Annotated in this window: 20 protein-coding genes; 7 read left to right on the top strand and 13 right to left on the bottom strand. The window is 59.4% G+C overall.

The window, feature by feature from the left end; all coding sequences use genetic code 11:
• Positions 1-374 precede the first annotated feature (374 nt).
• The 4 genes from BLR20_RS18070 to BLR20_RS18055 all read left to right on the top strand — a co-directional run bounded on the left by BLR20_RS18070 (position 375) and on the right by BLR20_RS18055 (position 3,637).
• The gene (locus BLR20_RS18070; protein ID WP_054994041.1) at positions 375-1,481 is read left to right on the top strand and encodes a serine hydrolase domain-containing protein; all 1,107 of its coding nucleotides are present in this window, start codon (positions 375-377) and stop codon (positions 1,479-1,481) included.
• Positions 1,478-1,807, top strand: coding sequence for a hypothetical protein (locus BLR20_RS18065; RefSeq protein WP_010439795.1), 330 nt, complete (start codon positions 1,478-1,480; stop codon positions 1,805-1,807). Before BLR20_RS18070 ends, BLR20_RS18065 begins: the two co-directional genes overlap by 4 nt.
• Before the next feature lie 89 nt (positions 1,808-1,896).
• Positions 1,897-2,478 carry a YceI family protein gene (locus BLR20_RS18060; protein ID WP_025991164.1) on the top strand — a complete coding sequence of 194 codons (582 nt, stop codon included), beginning with the start codon at positions 1,897-1,899 and terminating at the stop codon, positions 2,476-2,478.
• A gap of 1 nt (position 2,479) precedes the next feature.
• Positions 2,480-3,637, top strand: a complete 1,158-nt coding sequence (locus BLR20_RS18055) for a phospholipase D-like domain-containing protein (protein WP_003431405.1) — start codon at positions 2,480-2,482, stop codon at positions 3,635-3,637.
• Between the two features lie 41 nt (positions 3,638-3,678).
• Here the strand turns inward: BLR20_RS18055 and BLR20_RS18050 are convergent, their stop codons facing one another.
• From BLR20_RS18050 to BLR20_RS18020, 6 genes are all read right to left on the bottom strand, one after another.
• Positions 3,679-3,912, bottom strand: a complete 234-nt coding sequence (locus tag BLR20_RS18050; RefSeq protein WP_003313478.1) for a DUF6124 family protein — start codon at positions 3,910-3,912, stop codon at positions 3,679-3,681.
• Between the two features lie 568 nt (positions 3,913-4,480).
• Positions 4,481-4,921, bottom strand: coding sequence for a type VI secretion system amidase immunity protein Tai4 (locus BLR20_RS18040; RefSeq protein WP_054993308.1), 441 nt, complete (start codon positions 4,919-4,921; stop codon positions 4,481-4,483).
• A 29-nt stretch (positions 4,922-4,950) separates the two neighbouring features.
• A complete protein-coding gene (locus BLR20_RS18035) occupies positions 4,951-5,385 on the bottom strand; it encodes a type VI secretion system amidase immunity protein Tai4 (protein ID WP_032615248.1) in 435 nt (144 codons plus the stop codon).
• Complete coding sequence (locus tag BLR20_RS18030) at positions 5,382-5,885, bottom strand: type VI secretion system amidase effector protein Tae4 (RefSeq protein ID WP_032615250.1); 504 nt, start codon at positions 5,883-5,885, stop codon at positions 5,382-5,384. The genes BLR20_RS18035 and BLR20_RS18030 overlap by 4 nt, the downstream gene beginning before the upstream one ends.
• A 50-nt stretch (positions 5,886-5,935) precedes the next feature.
• The gene (locus BLR20_RS18025; RefSeq protein ID WP_010439811.1) at positions 5,936-6,424 is read right to left on the bottom strand and encodes an Hcp family type VI secretion system effector; all 489 of its coding nucleotides are present in this window, start codon (positions 6,422-6,424) and stop codon (positions 5,936-5,938) included.
• A 352-nt stretch (positions 6,425-6,776) separates the two neighbouring features.
• The gene (locus tag BLR20_RS18020) at positions 6,777-8,300 is read right to left on the bottom strand and encodes a fumarate hydratase (RefSeq protein WP_003418683.1); all 1,524 of its coding nucleotides are present in this window, start codon (positions 8,298-8,300) and stop codon (positions 6,777-6,779) included.
• Between the two features lie 179 nt (positions 8,301-8,479).
• On the opposite strand from BLR20_RS18020, the gene BLR20_RS18015 reads away from it, so the two are divergent.
• Positions 8,480-9,418 carry an iron-sulfur-binding ferredoxin reductase gene (locus tag BLR20_RS18015; RefSeq protein WP_032615252.1) on the top strand — a complete coding sequence of 313 codons (939 nt, stop codon included), beginning with the start codon at positions 8,480-8,482 and terminating at the stop codon, positions 9,416-9,418.
• 173 nt (positions 9,419-9,591) lie between these two features.
• Here the strand turns inward: BLR20_RS18015 and pyk are convergent, their stop codons facing one another.
• Positions 9,592-11,043 (bottom strand): pyruvate kinase, encoded by a 1,452-nt coding sequence (pyk, locus tag BLR20_RS18010; RefSeq protein ID WP_003345368.1) that lies wholly within the window; start codon positions 11,041-11,043, stop codon positions 9,592-9,594.
• Between the two features lie 176 nt (positions 11,044-11,219).
• Here pyk and BLR20_RS18005 point away from each other — a divergent pair, with 176 nt between their 5' ends.
• The gene (locus BLR20_RS18005; protein WP_003345370.1) at positions 11,220-11,615 is read left to right on the top strand and encodes a tetratricopeptide repeat protein; all 396 of its coding nucleotides are present in this window, start codon (positions 11,220-11,222) and stop codon (positions 11,613-11,615) included.
• A gap of 203 nt (positions 11,616-11,818) precedes the next feature.
• Positions 11,819-12,178: a PilZ domain-containing protein gene (locus tag BLR20_RS18000; protein WP_054993309.1), complete on the top strand. Its 360-nt coding sequence runs from the start codon at positions 11,819-11,821 to the stop codon at positions 12,176-12,178.
• Between the two features lie 28 nt (positions 12,179-12,206).
• On the opposite strand, the gene BLR20_RS17995 is transcribed toward BLR20_RS18000, so the two are convergent.
• The 6 genes from BLR20_RS17995 to BLR20_RS17970 are packed head-to-tail and all read right to left on the bottom strand — an operon-like array spanning position 12,207 to position 19,076.
• Positions 12,207-13,550, bottom strand: coding sequence for a DUF58 domain-containing protein (locus BLR20_RS17995; RefSeq protein ID WP_054993310.1), 1,344 nt, complete (start codon positions 13,548-13,550; stop codon positions 12,207-12,209).
• Positions 13,547-14,587 (bottom strand): AAA family ATPase, encoded by a 1,041-nt coding sequence (locus tag BLR20_RS17990; protein WP_032615259.1) that lies wholly within the window; start codon positions 14,585-14,587, stop codon positions 13,547-13,549. Before BLR20_RS17990 ends, BLR20_RS17995 begins: the two co-directional genes overlap by 4 nt.
• Positions 14,584-15,801: a DUF4350 domain-containing protein gene (locus BLR20_RS17985; protein WP_054993311.1), complete on the bottom strand. Its 1,218-nt coding sequence runs from the start codon at positions 15,799-15,801 to the stop codon at positions 14,584-14,586. The genes BLR20_RS17990 and BLR20_RS17985 overlap by 4 nt, the downstream gene beginning before the upstream one ends.
• Positions 15,798-17,387 carry a DUF4129 domain-containing protein gene (locus BLR20_RS17980; RefSeq protein WP_054993312.1) on the bottom strand — a complete coding sequence of 530 codons (1,590 nt, stop codon included), beginning with the start codon at positions 17,385-17,387 and terminating at the stop codon, positions 15,798-15,800. Before BLR20_RS17980 ends, BLR20_RS17985 begins: the two co-directional genes overlap by 4 nt.
• Positions 17,374-18,354 carry a stage II sporulation protein M gene (locus BLR20_RS17975; protein WP_054993313.1) on the bottom strand — a complete coding sequence of 327 codons (981 nt, stop codon included), beginning with the start codon at positions 18,352-18,354 and terminating at the stop codon, positions 17,374-17,376. The genes BLR20_RS17980 and BLR20_RS17975 overlap by 14 nt, the downstream gene beginning before the upstream one ends.
• Positions 18,351-19,076 carry an RDD family protein gene (locus BLR20_RS17970; RefSeq protein ID WP_025991062.1) on the bottom strand — a complete coding sequence of 242 codons (726 nt, stop codon included), beginning with the start codon at positions 19,074-19,076 and terminating at the stop codon, positions 18,351-18,353. The genes BLR20_RS17975 and BLR20_RS17970 overlap by 4 nt, the downstream gene beginning before the upstream one ends.
• Positions 19,077-19,100 lie beyond the last annotated feature (24 nt).

Here is a 19,100-nt window from a genome sequence, read left to right as displayed (position 1 = left end):
CCTTGCAGATGCAGAAAGGGCTGGTTGACTGATTTGTCCAGGCGCTTTGCCGTACTTGCAGGCTAGGGAGATGGCGTGTCATGCCTGTGAAGCTTTGGTGATGGTTGTGTGACGGGGGACGCGGTGGCCATTTCCTCTGCGTCCGGTCTTGAGGGGTGCAGGGCGGCACAGATTTGTGACTTTGTGACGCGAAGCGTCACGCAATGCATTCCCACGCTGGAGCGTGAGGAACGAGCGGGGTAAGAACGGTCACTATCGTGCCCATGCTCTGCGTGGGCATGCCGGTCTGGACGCTTTACGTCCGTTCCCGGGTTGATAGCTGACTGTCATGAAACGCTGATACGGTATGCCGATTACTTTTTAGAGGCCCTGTCATGCCGCATAGATTCGTCCGCCTGTGTCTGGTTCTGATCCTGGGCTTCAGTGCCCAGGGCGTCGTTGCTCAAACATGGCCGACAGAGCAATGGTCTTCTCAGTCTGTGCCGCGATCTGCGGCCATCGAAGAGCTCGAGGCTTATGCCTTCCCGCCTCGCGACGACGCCACGCGCAAGGGCATACGCACCGATGCGCTGCTGGTGATTCGTGATGGCGAAGTTGTGTACGAGCGCTACGGCGGTGTAACCACCGCGCAAACGCCGCACCTGACCTGGTCGATCAGCAAAAGCATCATGGCGACGGTGCTGGGGGTGGCGTTTGCAGAAGGACGCTTTCAACTGAATGATCCGGTGGCGAAGTTCTACACGCCGTTCAAGGTGCACCCCGAGGTCGCCATCAAAGACCTGATGCACTGGGCTTCGGGTCTGGATTGGCAGGAAGACTACGAATACGCTCCGCTCAACTCCTCGGTGGTCGCCATGCTCTACACCCGCGGGCGTGACGACATGGCGCGCTTCACCGCCGATCACCGCGCTGCCCAACCCCCCGGCAAGACTTACCTCTACTCCAGCGGCGACAGCACCGTTCTGGCTGCGGCCTTGAAAAAGATGGTCGGCTATGAGGCCTATGCGGATTACCCATGGACCGCGCTGTTCGACCCGCTCGGCATCCGCAGTGCCGTCTGGGAAACCGATGGTGCGGGTACATTTGTAGGCTCTTCCTATGCCTACATGACCGCCCGCGATCTGGCCCGCATCGGCCTGCTGATGCAGCGCGGCGGGCAATGGCAGGATCGGCAGTTGCTCAACAAGGAGTGGATGGACTTCGCGTTGACGCCGTTTGCCGGTACAGGCGTGGATGCCAGCGTTGAAGTGCCCGGTGGCCAATGGTGGCTCAACCGTACTGCCGAGGGCGGCAGAGGACCGTGGCCGGACGCACCCCCTGAGACTTTCGCGGCACTGGGGCATTGGGGGCAGGCGCTGTATGTGATTCCCGATCAGAAGCTGGTGATCGTGCGCTATGCCGACGACCGCGACGGTACCTACAACCACAATGAGATGCTCAAGCGCGTACAGGCCGCGTTCGGCAAGGAGGGCGGTCAATGAGTACGCGTCGAATGTTCATCCTGCGCCGTCCCTTCAGCAGCCTGCTGTTGCTGATGGTTGCCGCACTTGCCATCCTCGCCTGGCAGTACCGTGTGAACCTGCAGGCATTTCCGACCATCATCAGTGCCTACACCGCCAAGGAATACTGCTCGTGCAGGTACGTCATGAACAATTCCGAAGCGTATTGCCAGGGCTACATCAAGCAGTATCTGCCCAGCACGCTGGTCGACGACAGCAGTCAAAAACGGGTCATTGCCAGCGGCCTCGGACGCACCAGCAGCGCGTCGTGGCAGGGTGAGCGACAGGGCTGTCGCCTGCTGCCCTAAGGGCTTGGTGGATTGTCGCCGAACGCAGGCGTTTGCCAGCGGTCAGACAGGCGGATAAGGTGGCCCTCAATTGCACGTCTGGAGTCTGCATGCTCACTATGAATCGCCTGCTGCTGGTCCTGCTGGCCGCAGCGGCGTTACCTGCCCATGCGAACTGGTATCTGGATAACGAGTCGTCGCGACTCTCGTTCACCTCGACCAAAAATGCCGATATCGCCGAGGTGCATCGCTTTCTCGTGCTGCACGGCAAAGTCGACGCCAAGGGGCTGGCTGAAGTGGAAGTTGAAACCGATTCAGTCAGCACCGGCATTCCGCTGCGCGACGAGCGCCTTCGAGAGCAGGTGTTTCAGGTGCGCAAGTTTCCGACTGCTCAGATCAATGCGCAGCTCGACATGCGCCCGATCAACGACCTCGCGCCCGGTGCGCAACTGGAGCTGCGTTTACCGCTGACCGTCAGCCTGCGCGGCAAGACCCACAGCTATAACGCCGAGCTGCTGGCGACGCGTCTGGACGAGCGGCGCTTTCAGGTCGTGACCCTCGAGCCGCTGGTGATCCATGCCCAGGATTTCGATATGGCCCCGGACTTCAAGGCCTTGCGCAATGCCGCAGGATTGTCGGCGGTGAGCCTCTCGGTCCCGGTCGGGGCTGTCCTGATCTTCACGGCGCGCTGATATGAACGGTGCGATTTTTCCGTGGCGTGAAAACAACCGCTTTCAATTGCTGATCGACGGCCCTGCGTTCTTCCCGCGCATGATCGCAGCCATTGATCGCGCCGAGCAGCAGGTCGATCTGGAGTTGTACCTGGTCGAAGCCGGGGCCTGCGCCGACGCCATTGTGCGCGCGCTGGTCGAGGCGGGCAGGCGTGGCGTAATCGTGCGCTGCCTGTTCGATGACTTCGGTTCAAAAGCCTTCGACGCCGGCCTGCGCAAGCAACTGACCGATGCCGGTGTGATTCTGCGTTTCTACAATCCGATCCACTGGCGGCGCGGCGTGCGCAACTTCTACCGCGACCATCGCAAACTGCTGGTGGTGGATAAGGCCTTGGCCGTGGTTGGCGGCACCGGTGTGACCGACGAGTTCTGGGAGCCGGACAAGGACGCCAGCCAGTGGCACGAAGTGATGGTCGAAATCACCGGGCCGCTGGTGATTGACTGGCAGGCGCTGTTCAACCGGCAGTTCCACGCCAATGCCCGGCGTTTCGCCTGGCGTCCGAAAGAAAACTTCGGCCTTGATCATCTGCCCAAGGCCCCGATAACCGGTGAAGGTCTGGGTCGTGTCGCGTATGCCGATTCCCGCCAGCACCGCGACATTCTGCAGTCGCTGGTGCGTGCGCTGAACACCGGACAAAAGCGGATATGGCTGGCAACTCCTTACTTCCTGCCCACCTGGAAAGTTCGCCGCGCCCTGCGCAGGGCGGCGGCGCGTGGTGTTGATGTGCGTTTGCTGCTGACCGGGCCGCGCACCGATCATCCGTCCGTACGCTATGCCGGTCACCGCTACTACCCGCGCCTGTTGCGCGCCGGGGTCAAGGTGTTCGAATACCAGCCCTGCTTTCTGCACCTGAAAATGGTCCTGATCGACGACTGGGTGAGTCTCGGCTCGTGCAATTTCGATCACTGGAACCTGCGCTTCAACCTGGAAGCCAACCTCGAAGCCCTCGACCCCGGATTGACCCGCGACGTTGTCGCCAGCTTCGAAAAAGACTTCGCCCTGAGCGCCGAAACCACTCTGGCAGACTGGAAAGCCAGACCGCTGTGGCGACGGGTCAAACAGCGCTTGTGGGGCTGGATAGACCGGCTGGTGGTGAACTTGCTGGATCAGCGTAACTGAGGGTGACACGGGGCCAGGCGTGGCCCCGGGCTGTCATCCCGTCAGACGATGCATTCCAGTGAACGGTCAACCATGGCTTTGGCCATCTCGGCCATGTGCAACACCGAAAACGCCAGATCACGGCTGGTGCCCTGGGTGCTGTCGCCGGACTCATAGGCCGTCGTGATGATGCAGCGCAGCAGATCCGAAGCGTAGTTGAGTGCTTCTTCCTGGCTGACGGAGGCGTTGACGGTGAACAGGGCAGTGGGCGGGTCGGGGACGATTTTATCGGGCATGTTTGCAACTCCAGCAGAACTTGTGGGAGCCGTCACTCATCGCTACCAAACGATAAGGTGGCGGCCGTGTGCAAGTTGGTAGACCGGCTGCTGGCACCCGGTGCATCCGGAGATGCCATGCGCACGGCCACCATGAAAACGGGACGAAAGAGATCGCCTCGCGGAGGTGGCACATTGCGCCAGCAAAAGCAGGTCTACCAAACCTGATCGCTGATTGGGCAGCGATCGATGAAGGCTAGAGACCTGAATAGCCAAGCGCAAGAGGCCGGGATTTTCTCGGAAATTTCGTTCAATTGGAAGGGAGGCGTCCTGCTGATAATTCCTACAAGAATTATCGAAATGGGTTTTCTGAAGATGTTTTCGGTGTAGGCGGGGAAGTGACGAGGGCTGTTTGTCAGTATTTCAGCAAGCAGTACATCACCGAGGGCGAGACCTTAAGAAGCTATCGGATTACAGTGAATCAGCATGATGTGTCTCCGCCCTATAGATAATGTGCGGAGTAGAGTGCTTGTAATGAAAATAGCCTATGCAGCGTTTGCCGGACAGGCTTGTTGCATGAATGGAGTAGTTAAGGCTTTTTGATATTCTGCATGTAGGTATGATTTGGATCTGTAACGACCTTCTTCGTCAACGCGTCCAGTTCCTTGCTGTGATACATGTCCAGGCATTTCAGCAGGTCGAATTTTATACCCCTGATCCGGGATTCGGCCAAAGGGTTTGTGTAGTCTCGCGCGAGGTATTTTTCAACCAGGGTCTTGACGGCAAGAGGACTTTTTTCCATGTCATAGTAGGTCCAGTCACGCATCGCACTGACACTGCTGCCCGCGTCAATTCCGACGTTTACGTCATATTTATAAGCGGTGGTTATGCAGGTGGCTAGCGCCATGTCCTTGTAGTTTTTTTCAAAGGTTCTGTACATTCCTTCGGGCGATGAGGTCGGGGTGTAGGCAAAGCAGTTGGATGTTGCTAAGACTAGAGATAATGCAAGGGCCGCAAGACATGATTTCATTCTGCGAACCTCCCTGTGAATATGGATTTTTATTTGTAGTCTTGCATGTAGGTGTGTGTTGGATTTACGACAGTCTTTTTTGTTAAGTCATTCAGATCCTTACTGTGGTAAAGATCCAGGCACTTTAAAAGGTCAAATTTTACACCTTTTATCTCGGACTCGGTTAAGGGGTTTGTATAATCTCTGGTCAGATACTTTTTTACGAGTGCTCGTATTTCATCAGGTCCCACTTCCCAGTCGTAATTTGCCCAGTCCTCAATGGCGGTGACGCTACTTCCAGCGTCAATTCCGACCTTTACGTCATATGCGTAAGCGTTTGCTATACAGGTAGCGAGGACCAGGTCCTTGAAGTTTTTTTCATAGCTTCGGTGCATGCCCTCTGGTGATGAAGGTTTTGTATGTGCGAAGCTCTCGGTTGCCACGAGTGCGAGACAGACTGTGAAGGCTTTGAAGAGAAACTTCATGAGGTTAGGCTCCAAAAGTTTGCCGTATCCGTACGGTAGTTGACGTAGGGCTCGTTAAAGTAGCAATGGTCATAGCAAAGATTGCCGTCAAACAACGTTGCATGGCCTTTTGCGTCTGTCCAGCCCGATATTTCAAATAATATAATTCCTTTTTTTCTTGCAAGCGCTCCGCCGTCAGAAGGTGGGTATTTGACGACCTCAGGCTTGCCCCAGTGCGTTTCCAAAAAGCTTTTCAGGTTCGATACACGGAAAAAGTACTGGTGCTGATCTGCGCCGGAGACTGTCTGTTTAGATACTTTAGGTATTTTCAGTCCTGAGTAGTTCAGGATGTAACTTAATCGAACAGCACAGGTGTTCCTCCATTTTGTAGAAGGATCAGGGTTGTTTATGTTCTTCGCGACGAACCCACCAATCACCTCTGCCACTCGCTTTTCCGGCGCTATCGGATCATAAATATGTTGCGAAGCCGCCCAGGCGGCGGTAAAAAATGGCCGTGCCATAGTCCTTCCTTGATCATGTCGTGACGTTTTATGCGTGAGCGTTCAAGACGTCAGGAATAGGCCTTGTTGTTGATACGGTTCCAGCCACCCGAGACATTCCCTCCACCGGCTCCGTCAGATCTTTTCTGCTGGGTGTAGGTGGTTTTGATTTTTCCGTAGTTTAGGCTGATGGTCTCGCTGGGGATGCCATCGTTGGCATGCTGGGTGTAGTTGGAAATGATGACTTCTTCCAGCAGCACTTCAAAGTATTTGACCTTGTCTCCGCCTGCACGATGCAGTGACAAGACGACTTCCTTCAGGTGCTTGCCCGCGCACAACGTTTCCATGAGCTTGCAGCTCGACTTGTCCAGTGATTTGGTGAACGTGAAATCACTCAAGGACGTCCGACCCGACGAGGCGCCTCCTGAAGAACTCGCCGTGGCGGAGGTACTTTGGTGCATGCCGAAACCATACCCGGTGATCTCGATACAGTCCTTGTAGCGGTCATCCAGCGCTTCGCCTGGAATGCCTTCGATTTTGATGTATGCGTCAAAAGCCATTTTAGAATCTCCCTGTGTATCAGGCGGTATTCCTGAAACGTACATTTTATTTTTCATGAGCCCAGTGGTTTACAGCCAGCAGAAGAATAAGCTGTGTTGCGGGGAGGGACAGGGGCAATGAGCTTCAGTGAAGTACCGAACCATCTCGGTTTGTTGTCTGAAATGTATTACGGACTGATCGCAAGGGCGCGATATGTCTAGCCCCTGTGCATGTTATTCAGGAAGAAAGTTACCGGGTTATATTGGCAACAGACTGACGCGTCTATTCGAGCCGATCGCAATTTCAGGTTCAGTCAGTTACTCACCAAAAACCCGGCTTGCGCCGGGTTTTTATTGTCTTGCAGATCAAAGCTTACTGCACTTCCACCGCCAGACTGTCGCTGATCTTTTTCTGCCAGATCTGCGGGCCGGTGATGTGAACGGACTCACCGGTGCTGTCGACTGCAACGGTAACCGGCATGTCCTTGACCTCGAACTCGTAGATCGCTTCCATGCCCAGCTCGGCGAAGGCCACGACGCGGGATTTCTTGATCGCCTGAGCCACCAGATAGGCAGCACCACCAACGGCCATCAGGTACACGGCCTTGTGATCACGGATCGCTTCGATGGCGGTCGGGCCGCGTTCGGATTTGCCGATCATGCCCAGCAGGCCGGTCTGGTCGAGGATCTGACGGGTGAATTTGTCCATCCGGGTGGCCGTGGTCGGGCCGGCCGGGCCGACGACTTCTTCGCGTACCGGATCAACCGGGCCGACGTAGTAGATGAAGCGACCCTTGAGGTCTACCGGCAGGGTTTCACCCCTGTTGAGCATTTCGACCATGCGCTTGTGCGCTGCGTCGCGGCCGGTGAGCATCTTGCCATTGAGCAAAACGGTTTCGCCCGGTTTCCAGCTCTGTACTTCTTCCGGGGTCAGGGTATCGAGGTTGACGCGGCGGGCCGATGGGCCGGCTTCCCAGACGATTTCCGGGTAGGCGTCCAGCGATGGAGCCTCCAGCGAAGCGGGGCCGCTGCCGTCGAGCACGAAGTGCGCGTGGCGGGTGGCGGCGCAGTTGGGGATCATGCACACCGGCAGCGACGCGGCGTGGGTCGGGTAGTCCATGATCTTGACGTCGAGCACAGTGGTCAGACCGCCCAGGCCCTGAGCGCCGATGCCCAGCTGGTTGACCTTCTCGAACAGCTCCAGACGCATCTCTTCGATACGATTCTGTGGGCCGCGGGCCTTCAGCTCGTGGATGTCGATGGACTCCATCAACACTTCCTTGGCCATGACCGCGGCTTTTTCTGCGGTGCCGCCGATACCGATGCCGAGCATGCCCGGCGGGCACCAGCCTGCGCCCATGGTCGGAACGGTTTTCAGAACCCAGTCGACGATCGAGTCGGAAGGGTTGAGCATCGCCATCTTCGATTTGTTTTCCGAACCGCCGCCTTTCGCCGCGACGTCCACTTCCACGGTGTTACCCGGGACGATGGAGTAGTGAATGACGGCCGGGGTGTTGTCCTTGGTGTTTTTGCGAGCGCCTGCCGGATCGGCAAGGATCGAGGCACGCAGCACGTTTTCAGGCAGGTTGTACGCGCGACGCACGCCTTCGTTGATCATGTCGTCCAGGCCCATGGTGGCGCCGTCCCAGCGAACATCCATCCCCACACGTACGAAAACCGTGACGATGCCGGTGTCTTGGCAGATCGGGCGATGACCGGTCGCGCACATGCGCGAGTTGATCAGGATCTGGGCGATGGAGTCACGAGCGGCAGGCGACTCTTCACGCAGATACGCCTCGTGCATGGCCTGGATGAAGTCCACGGGGTGGTAATAGGAAATGAACTGCAGTGCGTCTGCAACGCTCTGAATCAGGTCGTCTTGCTTGATCACGGTCATGCGGCGCGCTCCTCTGTAAGGACGGGAACATTCAATTACGCTATCGGCGGCAGTCTGGAACTGCGGCTTGAACCAGAGCTGTCAGGTTGGCCGTAGCGGGCGCAAAAAGGCGCGGCAGTATAACCCGCCCGACAAGCCAGTCTGTACAATCGCCGTTATTTTCTGCACAGGCCGTTTTGATGCCTCAATTGCATGTGGGTGAGCTTAGCTGGTCGGTGGCATCGGCCAGCAATCTGCTCGACGCCCTGAACCATGCCGGTATTCCGGTCCCTTACAGCTGTCGTGCCGGCAGTTGCCACGCGTGTCTGGTGCGCGTCGTAAAGGGCGAGCCTGACGACGCGTTGCCCGACGCGCTGCCTGCCGCAAAGCGCCAGCAGGGTTGGCGGCTTGCCTGTCAGTGCCGAGTGACAGGGGATCTGGCTGTCGAGGTGTTTGACCCGCAGCGTGATGGGCTGCCCGCAACGGTCACAGGCTGCGACTGGCTCTCTGCGTCGGTGCTGCGTTTGCGTCTGGAGCCTGCGCGACCTCTGCGCTATAGCGCCGGGCAGCACCAGGTGTTGTGGACCGACAGCGGTGTTGCGCGGCCTTACTCGCTGGCGAGCCTTCCCGGTGAGGATGCGTTTCTGGAGTTTCATGTCGACTGCCAGCAGCCCGGGGCCTTCCGTGACGTTGCTCGCCAGTTGCAGGTCGGTGACGCTCTGAGGCTCGGCGAGCTGCGCGGTGGTGCGCTGCGTTACGACCCGGACTGGCAGGAAAAACCCTTATTGCTGCTGGCCGCCGGCACCGGGCTCGGGCCCTTGTGGGGTGTGCTGCGCGAGGCTTTGCGCCAGGACCATCAAGGCGCGATACGCGTGATTCATCTGGCCCGCGACAGCCAGGAGCATTATCTGGCCGATGAACTGCACGCCTTGGCTGAGCGTTATCCTCAACTGCATGTTCAGTTGGTTGCTCCGCAGACGCTACAGACAACTCTGGCTGAACTGCGCCTGTTGTCGCGGCACGCGATGGCGCTGGTGTGTGGCAGTGCTGACAGTGTCGAGGTATTTGCCAAGCGTCTTTATCTGGCGGGGCTTCCGCGTAATCAATTGCTGGCGGATGTGTTTTTGGCGCGGGAGTAAGAGGCACGTTAGTTAACGCTCTCGTTCCGCGTGCTTCAGCGCTTAGCGTTATACAAGTCCGCTTTTGATTCTGGCCTACGGGCAGAAGCTTGAAAGCCCAACTTCCCGGACTGAATGAATGCAAAAGGCCCCGACTCTTGCGAGACGGGGCCTTGGCTTGCCGTGTGCTGCGATCAGACCAATGGGTCGCCAACGTGCAGGATTTTCATGCCGTTGGTGCCGCCGATGGTGTGGTAGCTGTCGCCCTTGGTGAGGATGACCCAGTCACCTTGCTCGACCAGACCACGCTTGAGCAGTTCGTCGACTGCGGCCTGGCTGACCTGACCTGGCGGCAGGGCTGCCGGGTCGAATGGCACGGTGTAGACACCACGGAACATCGCTGCACGCGCCTGAGTACCACGGTGCGGAGAGAACGCGTAGATCGGCACCGAGGAACGGATGCGCGACATGATCAGCGGGGTATAGCCGCTTTCGGTCAGTGCGATGATCGCCTTCACACCCGGGAAGTGGTTGGCGGTGTACATGGCCGCCAGCGCGATGCTTTCATCGCAACGGGTGAACGAATGACCGATACGGTGGCTGGAAGTCTTGCCGGTCGGGTGCTTTTCAGCACCAATGCAGATACGGGCCATGGCCTGAACCGCTTCGATCGGATAGGAGCCTGCAGCACTTTCGGCCGACAGCATCACGGCGTCGGTGTAGTCGAGCACGGCGTTGGCCACGTCGGACACTTCCGCACGCGTCGGCATGGGGCTGGAGATCATCGACTCCATCATCTGCGTGGCAACGATCACTGCCTTGTTGTGGCGACGGGCGTGCAGGATGATGCGTTTCTGTACGCCGACCAGTTCGGCATCACCGATTTCAACGCCCAGGTCACCACGAGCGACCATGACCGCGTCACTGGCGCGGATCAGCTCATCCAGCACTTCGTCGTTGGCAACGGCTTCGGCGCGTTCGATCTTGGCCACCAGCCAGGCCGTACCACCGGATTCGTCGCGCAACTGGCGAGCGTATTCCATGTCGGCGGCGTCGCGCGGGAAGGAAACGGCCAGGTAGTCCAGGTCCATCTCGGCAGCGAGCTTGATGTCCTGCTTGTCTTTTTCGGTCAGTGCCGGCGCCGTCAGGCCACCACCACGACGGTTGATGCCTTTGTGGTCGGACAGCGGGCCGCCGATCAGCACGGTGCAGTGCAGTTCGTTAGCGGTCTGGGTGTCGACGCGCATGACCACGCGACCATCGTCGAGCAGCAACTCGTCGCCTACGCCGCAATCCTTGACCAGATCCGGGTAGTCGATACCCACGATCTGCTGGTTGCCACTGGTCAGCGGATGAGCGGTGGAGAAGGTGAACTTGTCACCGACCTTCAGCTCTATTCGCTTGTCGGTGAACTTTGCGATACGGATCTTCGGACCCTGCAGGTCGCCCAGCAGAGCGACGAAGCGCCCGTGTCTGGCGGCGATTTCGCGGATCAGCCTGGCGCGAGCCTTGTGCTCGTCCGGAGTACCGTGGGAGAAGTTCAGACGAGCAACGTCCAGACCCGAAAGGATCAGTTGTTCGATGACTTCCGGCGAGTTGCTGGCAGGGCCAAGTGTGGCGACGATTTTGGTGCGGCGAACGGTCATGCACAAACTCCTTAATTGAAGCGCAGCGAGAGGCTACTCCTGTCTGGGTATTTAGTCATTGTTCCTTTGCACTACCGTGTCATGGTCAGGGAGGGCGATCGGCTGACAACCGGCGCGCTATTGGCCTGAAGAAACAGGCTGTGACGCCGATACAGGGCAGAGAACAGGAGAGTCCCATGCGTATTGTAACGATTGTTGTATTACTGACTGCGCTCAGCGGTTGCACCCGCTGGGCGATGAATTCCAACCTTGATCACGCCTACCGTGCCTATCAGGAAGGTGACTGTGATCGGGTGATGCTCGATCTCTCCAAGGTCGAACGCCAGAGCCGCTCGCGCCGTTATGTCCAGCCGGAAGTGTCGATGTTGCGCGGCCAGTGCCTGGAACGACAGAAGTTGTATGTCGATGCGGCACAGACCTATCAATTCCTGATGGCGCAGTATCCAGAAAGTGAATACGCGTTCCGCGCACGCGCCAGACTCGACACGCTGGCGCAAACAGGTCTTTACCCCAGGGCTCAACCTGCCAGACCCATACCTGTACCTGTTCGAAACGCTCCCGTATCGAAATAATTACCCTCGTTTGAATGGGGTGGGTTGTGTTCGGGTGGATTTCGAATAATTTTGAGCTAGGCTGAGGTCACAAAGTGGACGAGCTGCAGGGCTCCAGGCCGAGGCTGTTACCTGGATCGCTCCTGTCGTGCAGCGCATTCGAAGTCCGCAACGAACACACGGTGTTGCGTTGTCGCAATACCCGTCTCGGAAGGCAGCCTGCCATGTATAAAGAGCGGAAAATCGAACGCCATCAACTGCAGGATTATCTGCAGGTTTTCAATCGTCATACCGGCAAGCTGGTGGGGTGCCTGGGGAATGTCTCCGGCGAAGGGCTGATGCTTATCAGCAGCCTGCCTATCCTGGTGGGGGCCAGGTTCGATCTATGTCTGAAACTGCCGAATGGCAATATCGGACAGCCCATTGATGTGAGCGCCAGGTGCCTCTGGTGTCACGAAGACGAGACACCTGGCAGTCATGACTCGGGTTTTGAATTGTGTCAGGTCTCGACGGAGTATCTGGGGTTCGTGCAGTTGTTGCGACAGTACTTCTGTTTTTACCCTTCCTACGAAGCCTCTGCCTGAGGCTGCTGCCTGACGGGCAGGGCGTCGTTCATAAAGTCCCTGCCTTTTTCCAGCTCATGTAACGGTTGACCAGCTGTGGGCCCAGTTCTCCTGGACGCGCATCCATTATCACGATGCCTTGCGCACTTAAGCGATCGTGCAGCGAAGCGCGGGCGTTGAGAAAGTCGATGGTCCCGCAATAACTCAGCGCTTCATCGTACGTGTGTACCGGTGAGTGGCGCAGGCCGTCGAGGACCTCTTCTCGCATACTGGCGATCAGTACCCGATGCTGTTTGCCGAGCTGCCTGGCGGCGGCCAGCAACTCCTCATCGTCTTCATCGCGCAGGTTGGTCATCAACACCACCAGTGAGCGTCTCTTGTGACGAACCATCAGTTGGCGCACGGCAGCGCTGTAGTCAGCGGGGCGCCGGGTAGTCTGCAGGTCATACACCGAGTTGAGTACCCGATTCAGCTGCCCGGGCCCCTTCACCGGCGCCAGGTAACGATCCTGCTCGCCGGCAAAGGTCGCAACACCGACAGAATCACCCTGACGCAGCGCGACATAACTCATTAGCAGACAAGCGTTGAGAGCGTGATCGAAGTGGGACAGGTCGCCGTCCTGACTGCGCATCCGACGTCCGCAATCAAGCATGAAAACAATCTGCTGATCCCGCTCGTCCTGGTATTCCCGTGCAATGGGCGCTCGCTGGCGGGCAGTGGCTTTCCAGTCGATCTGACGCAGGCCGTCGCCCTCTCGAAACTCACGCAACTGGTTGAATTCCATTCCCAGCCCGCGGCGTTGCAGCTGGCGCACGCCCAATTGGCTCAGCCAGTTATCCACCGCCATCAATTGACCGCCGCAGAGACGGGCGAAATCCGGATAGACCCGCGTGGTGCCGGGCACTGCCAGGTAGCGCCGTGCCGTCCACAGGCGCAACGGCCCCGGCAGGCTGATTTCGCACCGCTCGAACGTAAAATGCCCCCGGCTTGACGGGCGCAGACGGTAGCCGATGCTGCCTTTGCCACGTGCGGCCAGGGTCAGGTACTGAGGCAGGTTTTGGTGTTCCAGCCCGTGCGGCACATGATCGAATACCCGCACGGTGACGGGCTTGCTACCGTCGTGCTGCATGTCGAGCCGGACTTCGTTCCAGCGGTCGAGCGCCAGACTGCCCGCCAGCTCGCGCTGTACGCGCGGCGAGGGGCTTCTGAGCAGCCAGATTGCATCAAGCAGGCTCACGACGACGAGGGCCAGCAATGCCCCCCAATAAAGGTCGTCGATTTTTGCCGGATACTCGATGCCCAGCGCATGAAGCGTTCCGAGCAGCAAGGCCATGCTCATCAGTCCGCCGAGCCAGCGCAGCAGCGTTACCGATGGCTTGAGGACCTGTTTCACAGGCGCGGTGCCGAGACCTGGTCGAGGATCTGCCTGAGCACCTGATCCACCGACAGCCCTTCGATATCCAGCTCAGGTGACAGCCTGACCCGATGTCGCAGCACTGCCAGCGCACAGCCCTTGATATCGTCCGGAGTCACGAACTCGCCTCCACGCAACACGGCTCGGGCCCGCCCGCCACGCACCAGCGCAATGGAAGCGCGGGGGCCTGCGCCCTGACTCAGACCTGGCCAGGTGCGCGTACTGCGCGCCAGTCTTACAGCGTAGTCCAGCACTTGCTCATCGATGGGCAGCTCGCTGGCAATGCGTTGCAGCGCCTGAACCTCGCGGGCCTGCATGATGACCCTGAGCGGTCGCACATCCAGCATGTCAGCCCGGGACGAGCGGGTAACCTGACGCACCATGTTCAGCTCTTCCTGCGCTTCGGGATAATCCATGCGCAGTTTGAGCATGAAACGATCCAGTTCAGCTTCAGGCAGTGGATACGTGCCTTCCTGTTCGATGGGGTTCTGGGTCGCCAGTACCATGAACGGCTGCGGGATCGGCAGGGCGCGTCCTTCAAGGGTGACTTGCCGCTCCTGCATCGCTTCGAGCAATGCAGCCTGGGTCTTGGCCGGTGCCCTGTTGATTTCGTCGGCCAGCAGCAGGTTGGTGAACAGCGGCCCCTTGCGCAGCTTGAACTGCTCGGTCTGCATGTCGTACACCGCATGACCGGTGACATCGCTGGGCATCAGGTCCGGCGTAAACTGGATGCGGGCGAATTCGCAGCCGATGCAACTGGCCAGCGCCCGAACCAGCAGCGTTTTGCCAAGCCCGGGAACACCCTCCAGCAGTACATGTCCGCCGCCGATCAGCGCGGTCAACACATCGTCGATAACCGCATTTTGGCCGATCACGGCTTTTTGCAGCTCGTTGCGCAACGCCTGAGCCAGCTGGCTGGCGCGTTGACGCTGCTGCAACTGGGTGGAGGATTCGGCTACGGACTCGGCAAGTGGCTCGGTGCTGCTGCCTGATGGGGCGGGCGTTTGATCGCTCATAGGGCATTCCTGAGGGTTTGCAGGTGGGCTACCTGGCGGGTGAATTCGCTGTGTGACAGGCGTTGCGGCGGGCGAGGGCGCAGCGCGTCGCTGATGGCACTGGTGGGCTGACGGGTCAGGCGTGCAAGCACTTGCCATTGTTCGGCAACGACCAGCCGCTCGAAACCGGGATGCAGTTGGCGGGCGCGACGCAGGATGTCCTGTTGCAGGCGTTTGATCAGCGTCTGCTGCCCTGTGTGTTTGCGCAGGAACTCGGCACTGGCGCGCAGGTGTTCGGTCAGTTGGCGACGTGCGAGTGGCGCAGGCTGACGCAGCGGGCCCTCGCGCAGACCGATGTGCCACAGACCCAGACCGATCAGCAGTGCCAGCGCCAGCAGCGCCTGAGGATAGTTGCGCAGCAACAGGCTCAGCAGGTTGTCGTGTTCGGTTTGCAGCACCAGGGTCACCTGGCTGTCCTGCGTCAGATACCAGAGCAGCCAGGCATTGTCATAGTGGCCGATCGAGCGGGTTTTCCAGAGGTTGGCGTCCGTGACAACGGTGATCAGCCCATTGCCCCGGCTTATTTGCAGCAGGTGTGTGGCATCGGCGCTGTTGGCCCAGGATTGGGCGTGATCTTCCGGGTCTTCGAGGTGAAACGCCGGATCGAAGCTCATGTAGGCCGGGGCGCTCTCGTTTTCCAGGTACAGGCGGGTCAACTCTGGCCAGGGCATTTTCTTGCGTTTGGGGGCGGGCGTTATCAGCGGGATGGGCAGTGACGGCTGAGCGTCGGTCAACTGCTGTTCCTTGGCATTGATGTCTTTGGTGAGGTACTGGTGAATCTGCAGACTGTCCAGCAGCAGATCACCGCTGCGACCTTTTTGTTCGTCCCACAGTTGTTCGGCGACGAACAGCAGGTGCCCGCCTGCCTCGGCCCAGTTCAGCAGTTTTTGGGTTTGCGTCGGCGTCATGTCTACCCGGTCATCGAGCAGCAGCAGGGTCTGGGTGCTCTGACTCGGGTCGGGAAGCTGAGCCAGCGTGTCGACGGTATTCACTGTGACAGAGAGGCCACGCAGAAAATGTTCGGCTGCCAGCCAGGGATTGGCCTTCGCCTCTGGCGAGGGGCCCTGATCGACCGTTTTCTCGTAGCGTTCAAGCTGAGTGCTCAGAAACAGCGCGCCACTTGCCAGCAGTAGCAGGGCCAGCAGCCCGATCAGCATTCCGGTGCGGCGGCTCATGGCTGTGCTGCCTGGTTGAACAGGCGACGCCAGCCATCGCAGAGTGCCTGCCGGGCATGGGCCGGGGGCAGGCGATGCCCGTAGGCGAGGTTTTGCCAGTGTTCGGTCAGCGTGCGGCTGAACTCACTCAGCATTGGCTGGTTGAGCGTGGCGATACGTTCCAGCATCTGACTTTCGGTATCGGCATTTTTCAATGGCAATCGATAGTCGCTCAGCAAGCGGCTGAGCAAGGCACGGTACAGCAGCCCTAGCGCTTCGCGGGGCTGGCTGTTCCAGAGCTGCTCGGCCCGGCCAGCAACATCATCGGGCAGGCTTTCGGCATTTACTTGCAGACCAAAGAGCTGCTCGGGTGCCGGGCGGGTGGTTTTTGCCTTGTCGGTCTTCCGGCCAACGAAGGTCCTGAACCAGTCCCGGTAACGGAAGACCACCAGCCCCGCGAGCCCGATGACCACGGCCCAGAGCAGTACTTCAATCAGGCTGGCCAAGGCGCTCGCCGCGCGCAGAAGCCGATTGAGCCAGGTCATCAGCCAGCTCTGGTCACGCGTGTCCCGAGCCGCAGACTGGCCTTTCTGTTGTTCAGGGAAGCGCCAGCCGGTTTCGGTCCTTGGGTTGCGGAAGGGCGGCTGTTGCAGAACGCTCTGGATCTTGCTGCGCGCCGCTTCGCTGGTCAGAGACTGACGGGTCAGGCGCGGCGTGTCGGGCGACGCCACGGACGGAGCGGATTGCGCAGGGGCGGATTCCGGCACAGGGCAGTTGTAGCTTTGTTGTTCGGCCCAGGCCGGAGCTGGCGCTGTCGAAAGTACCAGACCGACGCCCATCAACACGGCATAGGCAGTGCCGATCAGGCGCTGCCGCAGGCGTCGGAAGATCAGTTCTATATCCCAGGCTTCAAGAACCGTACGGCGATTCAAGTACAGCGTGAAGCCACAGGCGACATACACAGGCTCCCAGAGTATCAACGCCAAGGCATAGAAGAGGTTGGTCAGGTGGTCGATCCACAGCCATTGGTTTTCCACGTCGAGCAGACTCATCCAGTGCCAGTCGATCTGGATCTGCTGCGGTATGAGGGCGTAGAGCAGGACCAGCAGCCCTATCCACAATGCATATTCCAGGTGTGCGCCAACGATGGTGAGCAGCTGCGCGGCACGCAGGTCTTTCTGGCTGAGCAGGCTGATGCGCAGGTCGCGCTCGGTGCCTGCCAGATGCTCCAGTTGCTGCACCGGCAGTTGAAAACTGCGACTCAGGGAAAGACGTCGCCACAAGAGGCTGGGCAGCAGTTGCTTCTTCAGAGTCGCCGGCCATGCCTTGAGGGCCTGTCGCAGTGTCGGCGTAGCCCCGAACAGTGACTGCGAAAGGATCAGCAGCGGCAACCGTTCGAACGCAGGTTTGAGCCACCAGAACAGCAGAATGGCAGCCGTGGGGTAATCCCAGAGCAACACACTGAGGACGCAGAAAAAGGGCAGGGTGACGATTGCCCAACTGCTCATCAATACGCCGCGGTGCCGCCCGGCAAGCAGCACGCCCAGGTCGATGGCTTCCCAGGGCGAGCGAGGGCGTATGGCAACAGTCGACTCAGTCAGGCGCATGTTGTGGACGTCCTGCCAGAGTCAGATACGCGGCCACCAGCAACCACAGGACGGCACCTGTCAGGTACTTGAGAAGTGGTCCGGGCCAGGTCATCGATGACCAGTACGCCTCGATGAAGGCTGCGATCAGCAGAAACAGGATAACCCCGCCGACCAGCTGCATGCTGGCCCGGGCTGCGATGCGCAGTGCGGCACTGCGGGTGAGTCTTCCCGGGGCCAGCAAGGCCCAGCCCAGCTTGAGGCCCGCCGCCCCGGCGAGAGCGATGGCGGTCAACTCGAAGGCGCCGTGACCGATGACGAAGGGCCAGAAGGTCTGTCCGTAACCGATGTCTGTCAGGTGCCCGGCGATTGCACCGGTCATCAACCCGTTGAAGAGCAGGAAAAACAGACTGCCCAGGCCAAACAGCAAGCCGCTTGCATAGGTTTGGAAGGCGATGCCGATGTTGTTCATGATGTAGTAGCCGAACATCATCCAGTCCGTATCGGAACCTCGCTCGACGTGCTGTCCGACGCGGTTGGCCGACGGGTCATACATACTCTGCATGTCTGCCAGTTGTTCAGGGCTGACGACGCTGTAGATCAGTTGTGGAAAGCCATAGACCAGCAGCGCCATGCCGATCAGGCTGCCGAACAGCAGCAGGCTGGCAACCAGTACAAAGCGCCACTCGGCCCGCACGCGTCGCGGAAAGCCGCCCAGAACGAAGCCCAGCAGTCGCACCCCGGCAGTGCTGCGGTGACGGTAAAGTTGCTGATGACCGCGCATGGCCAATTGATGCAAGGGGTCGATCAGATGGCTGCTGTAGCCGCGCTCCTGTGCCAGCGCGAGGTGGTGGCACAGGCGTCGATAATCGCCGGGAAAGGTCTCGTTGCCGCTGACATCGGTTTTGCCCTGTTCAAGGGCCGTCAGGCGCTGCTCGAAGCGCTGCCACTCCTGCTGATGGCGGGTTTCAAACAGGCTCTGCTTCATGTCGGCCCCAGCAGGTTGCGGGCGATGCCGTTTACATGAGCAACCGCTTTATCGGCGGGGATACGCAAGGGTTCGGCAAGGATGGCCGCCAGTTCCTGGGTGCGCGCGCTGGACAGTTCACCCTGCCGTTCTGCGAGGCCGAGCACCGCCCGCTGCTCATCCAGATGCAGGACAAAGGGCACCATGACCGGTTCGGCCTGCGGCAGGATAGGGCGCGCCACCGGCCGGTTGCTGTAAATCACCAGTGTTCCGGCGGCGAGATCACCCAGCCGCTTGAACAGCGGATGGTTCAGACAAGTGATTGCCCCCAGCCCGTAGCCCAGCGGGAGCATGTCGACGAAGCGCAGCAGGTTGCGAATCAGCGACGAAGACCAGTCTATGGGCGTGCCGTCGTCATGCACCACCCGCAGCCCGAGCAGGCGCTTTCCGGGTGTGCGTCCCTGGTCGAGCACTTCAAACAGCACCATGTACCACCAGTTCACCAGAAAAAACACCAGGGCGGCCAGGCCCATGCCGAGCTTGTCGAACAGCTGCAGAAGCACGAAGAACACGCCGATGAGCGCTGCGCGAATGGCGAAGTCGATGCCGAACGCCAATGCGCGGGAAACCAGCCCGGCAGGGCGCAGGAGCATATCGATGCCTTCTGGCGTCTCGATTTCAATGCGCGTGTCCAGTGGTGTGGGCAGCGCTGCATTCCTTGGCGAAGCGGGACGGGATGACATTGTCGGAGGGGCGCGCCTGAAAAC

The sequence above is a fragment of the Pseudomonas congelans genome, assembly GCF_900103225.1.
Lineage (GTDB): Bacteria > Pseudomonadota > Gammaproteobacteria > Pseudomonadales > Pseudomonadaceae > Aquipseudomonas > Aquipseudomonas congelans.
This window is presented reverse-complemented; position numbering and strand designations above follow the sequence as displayed.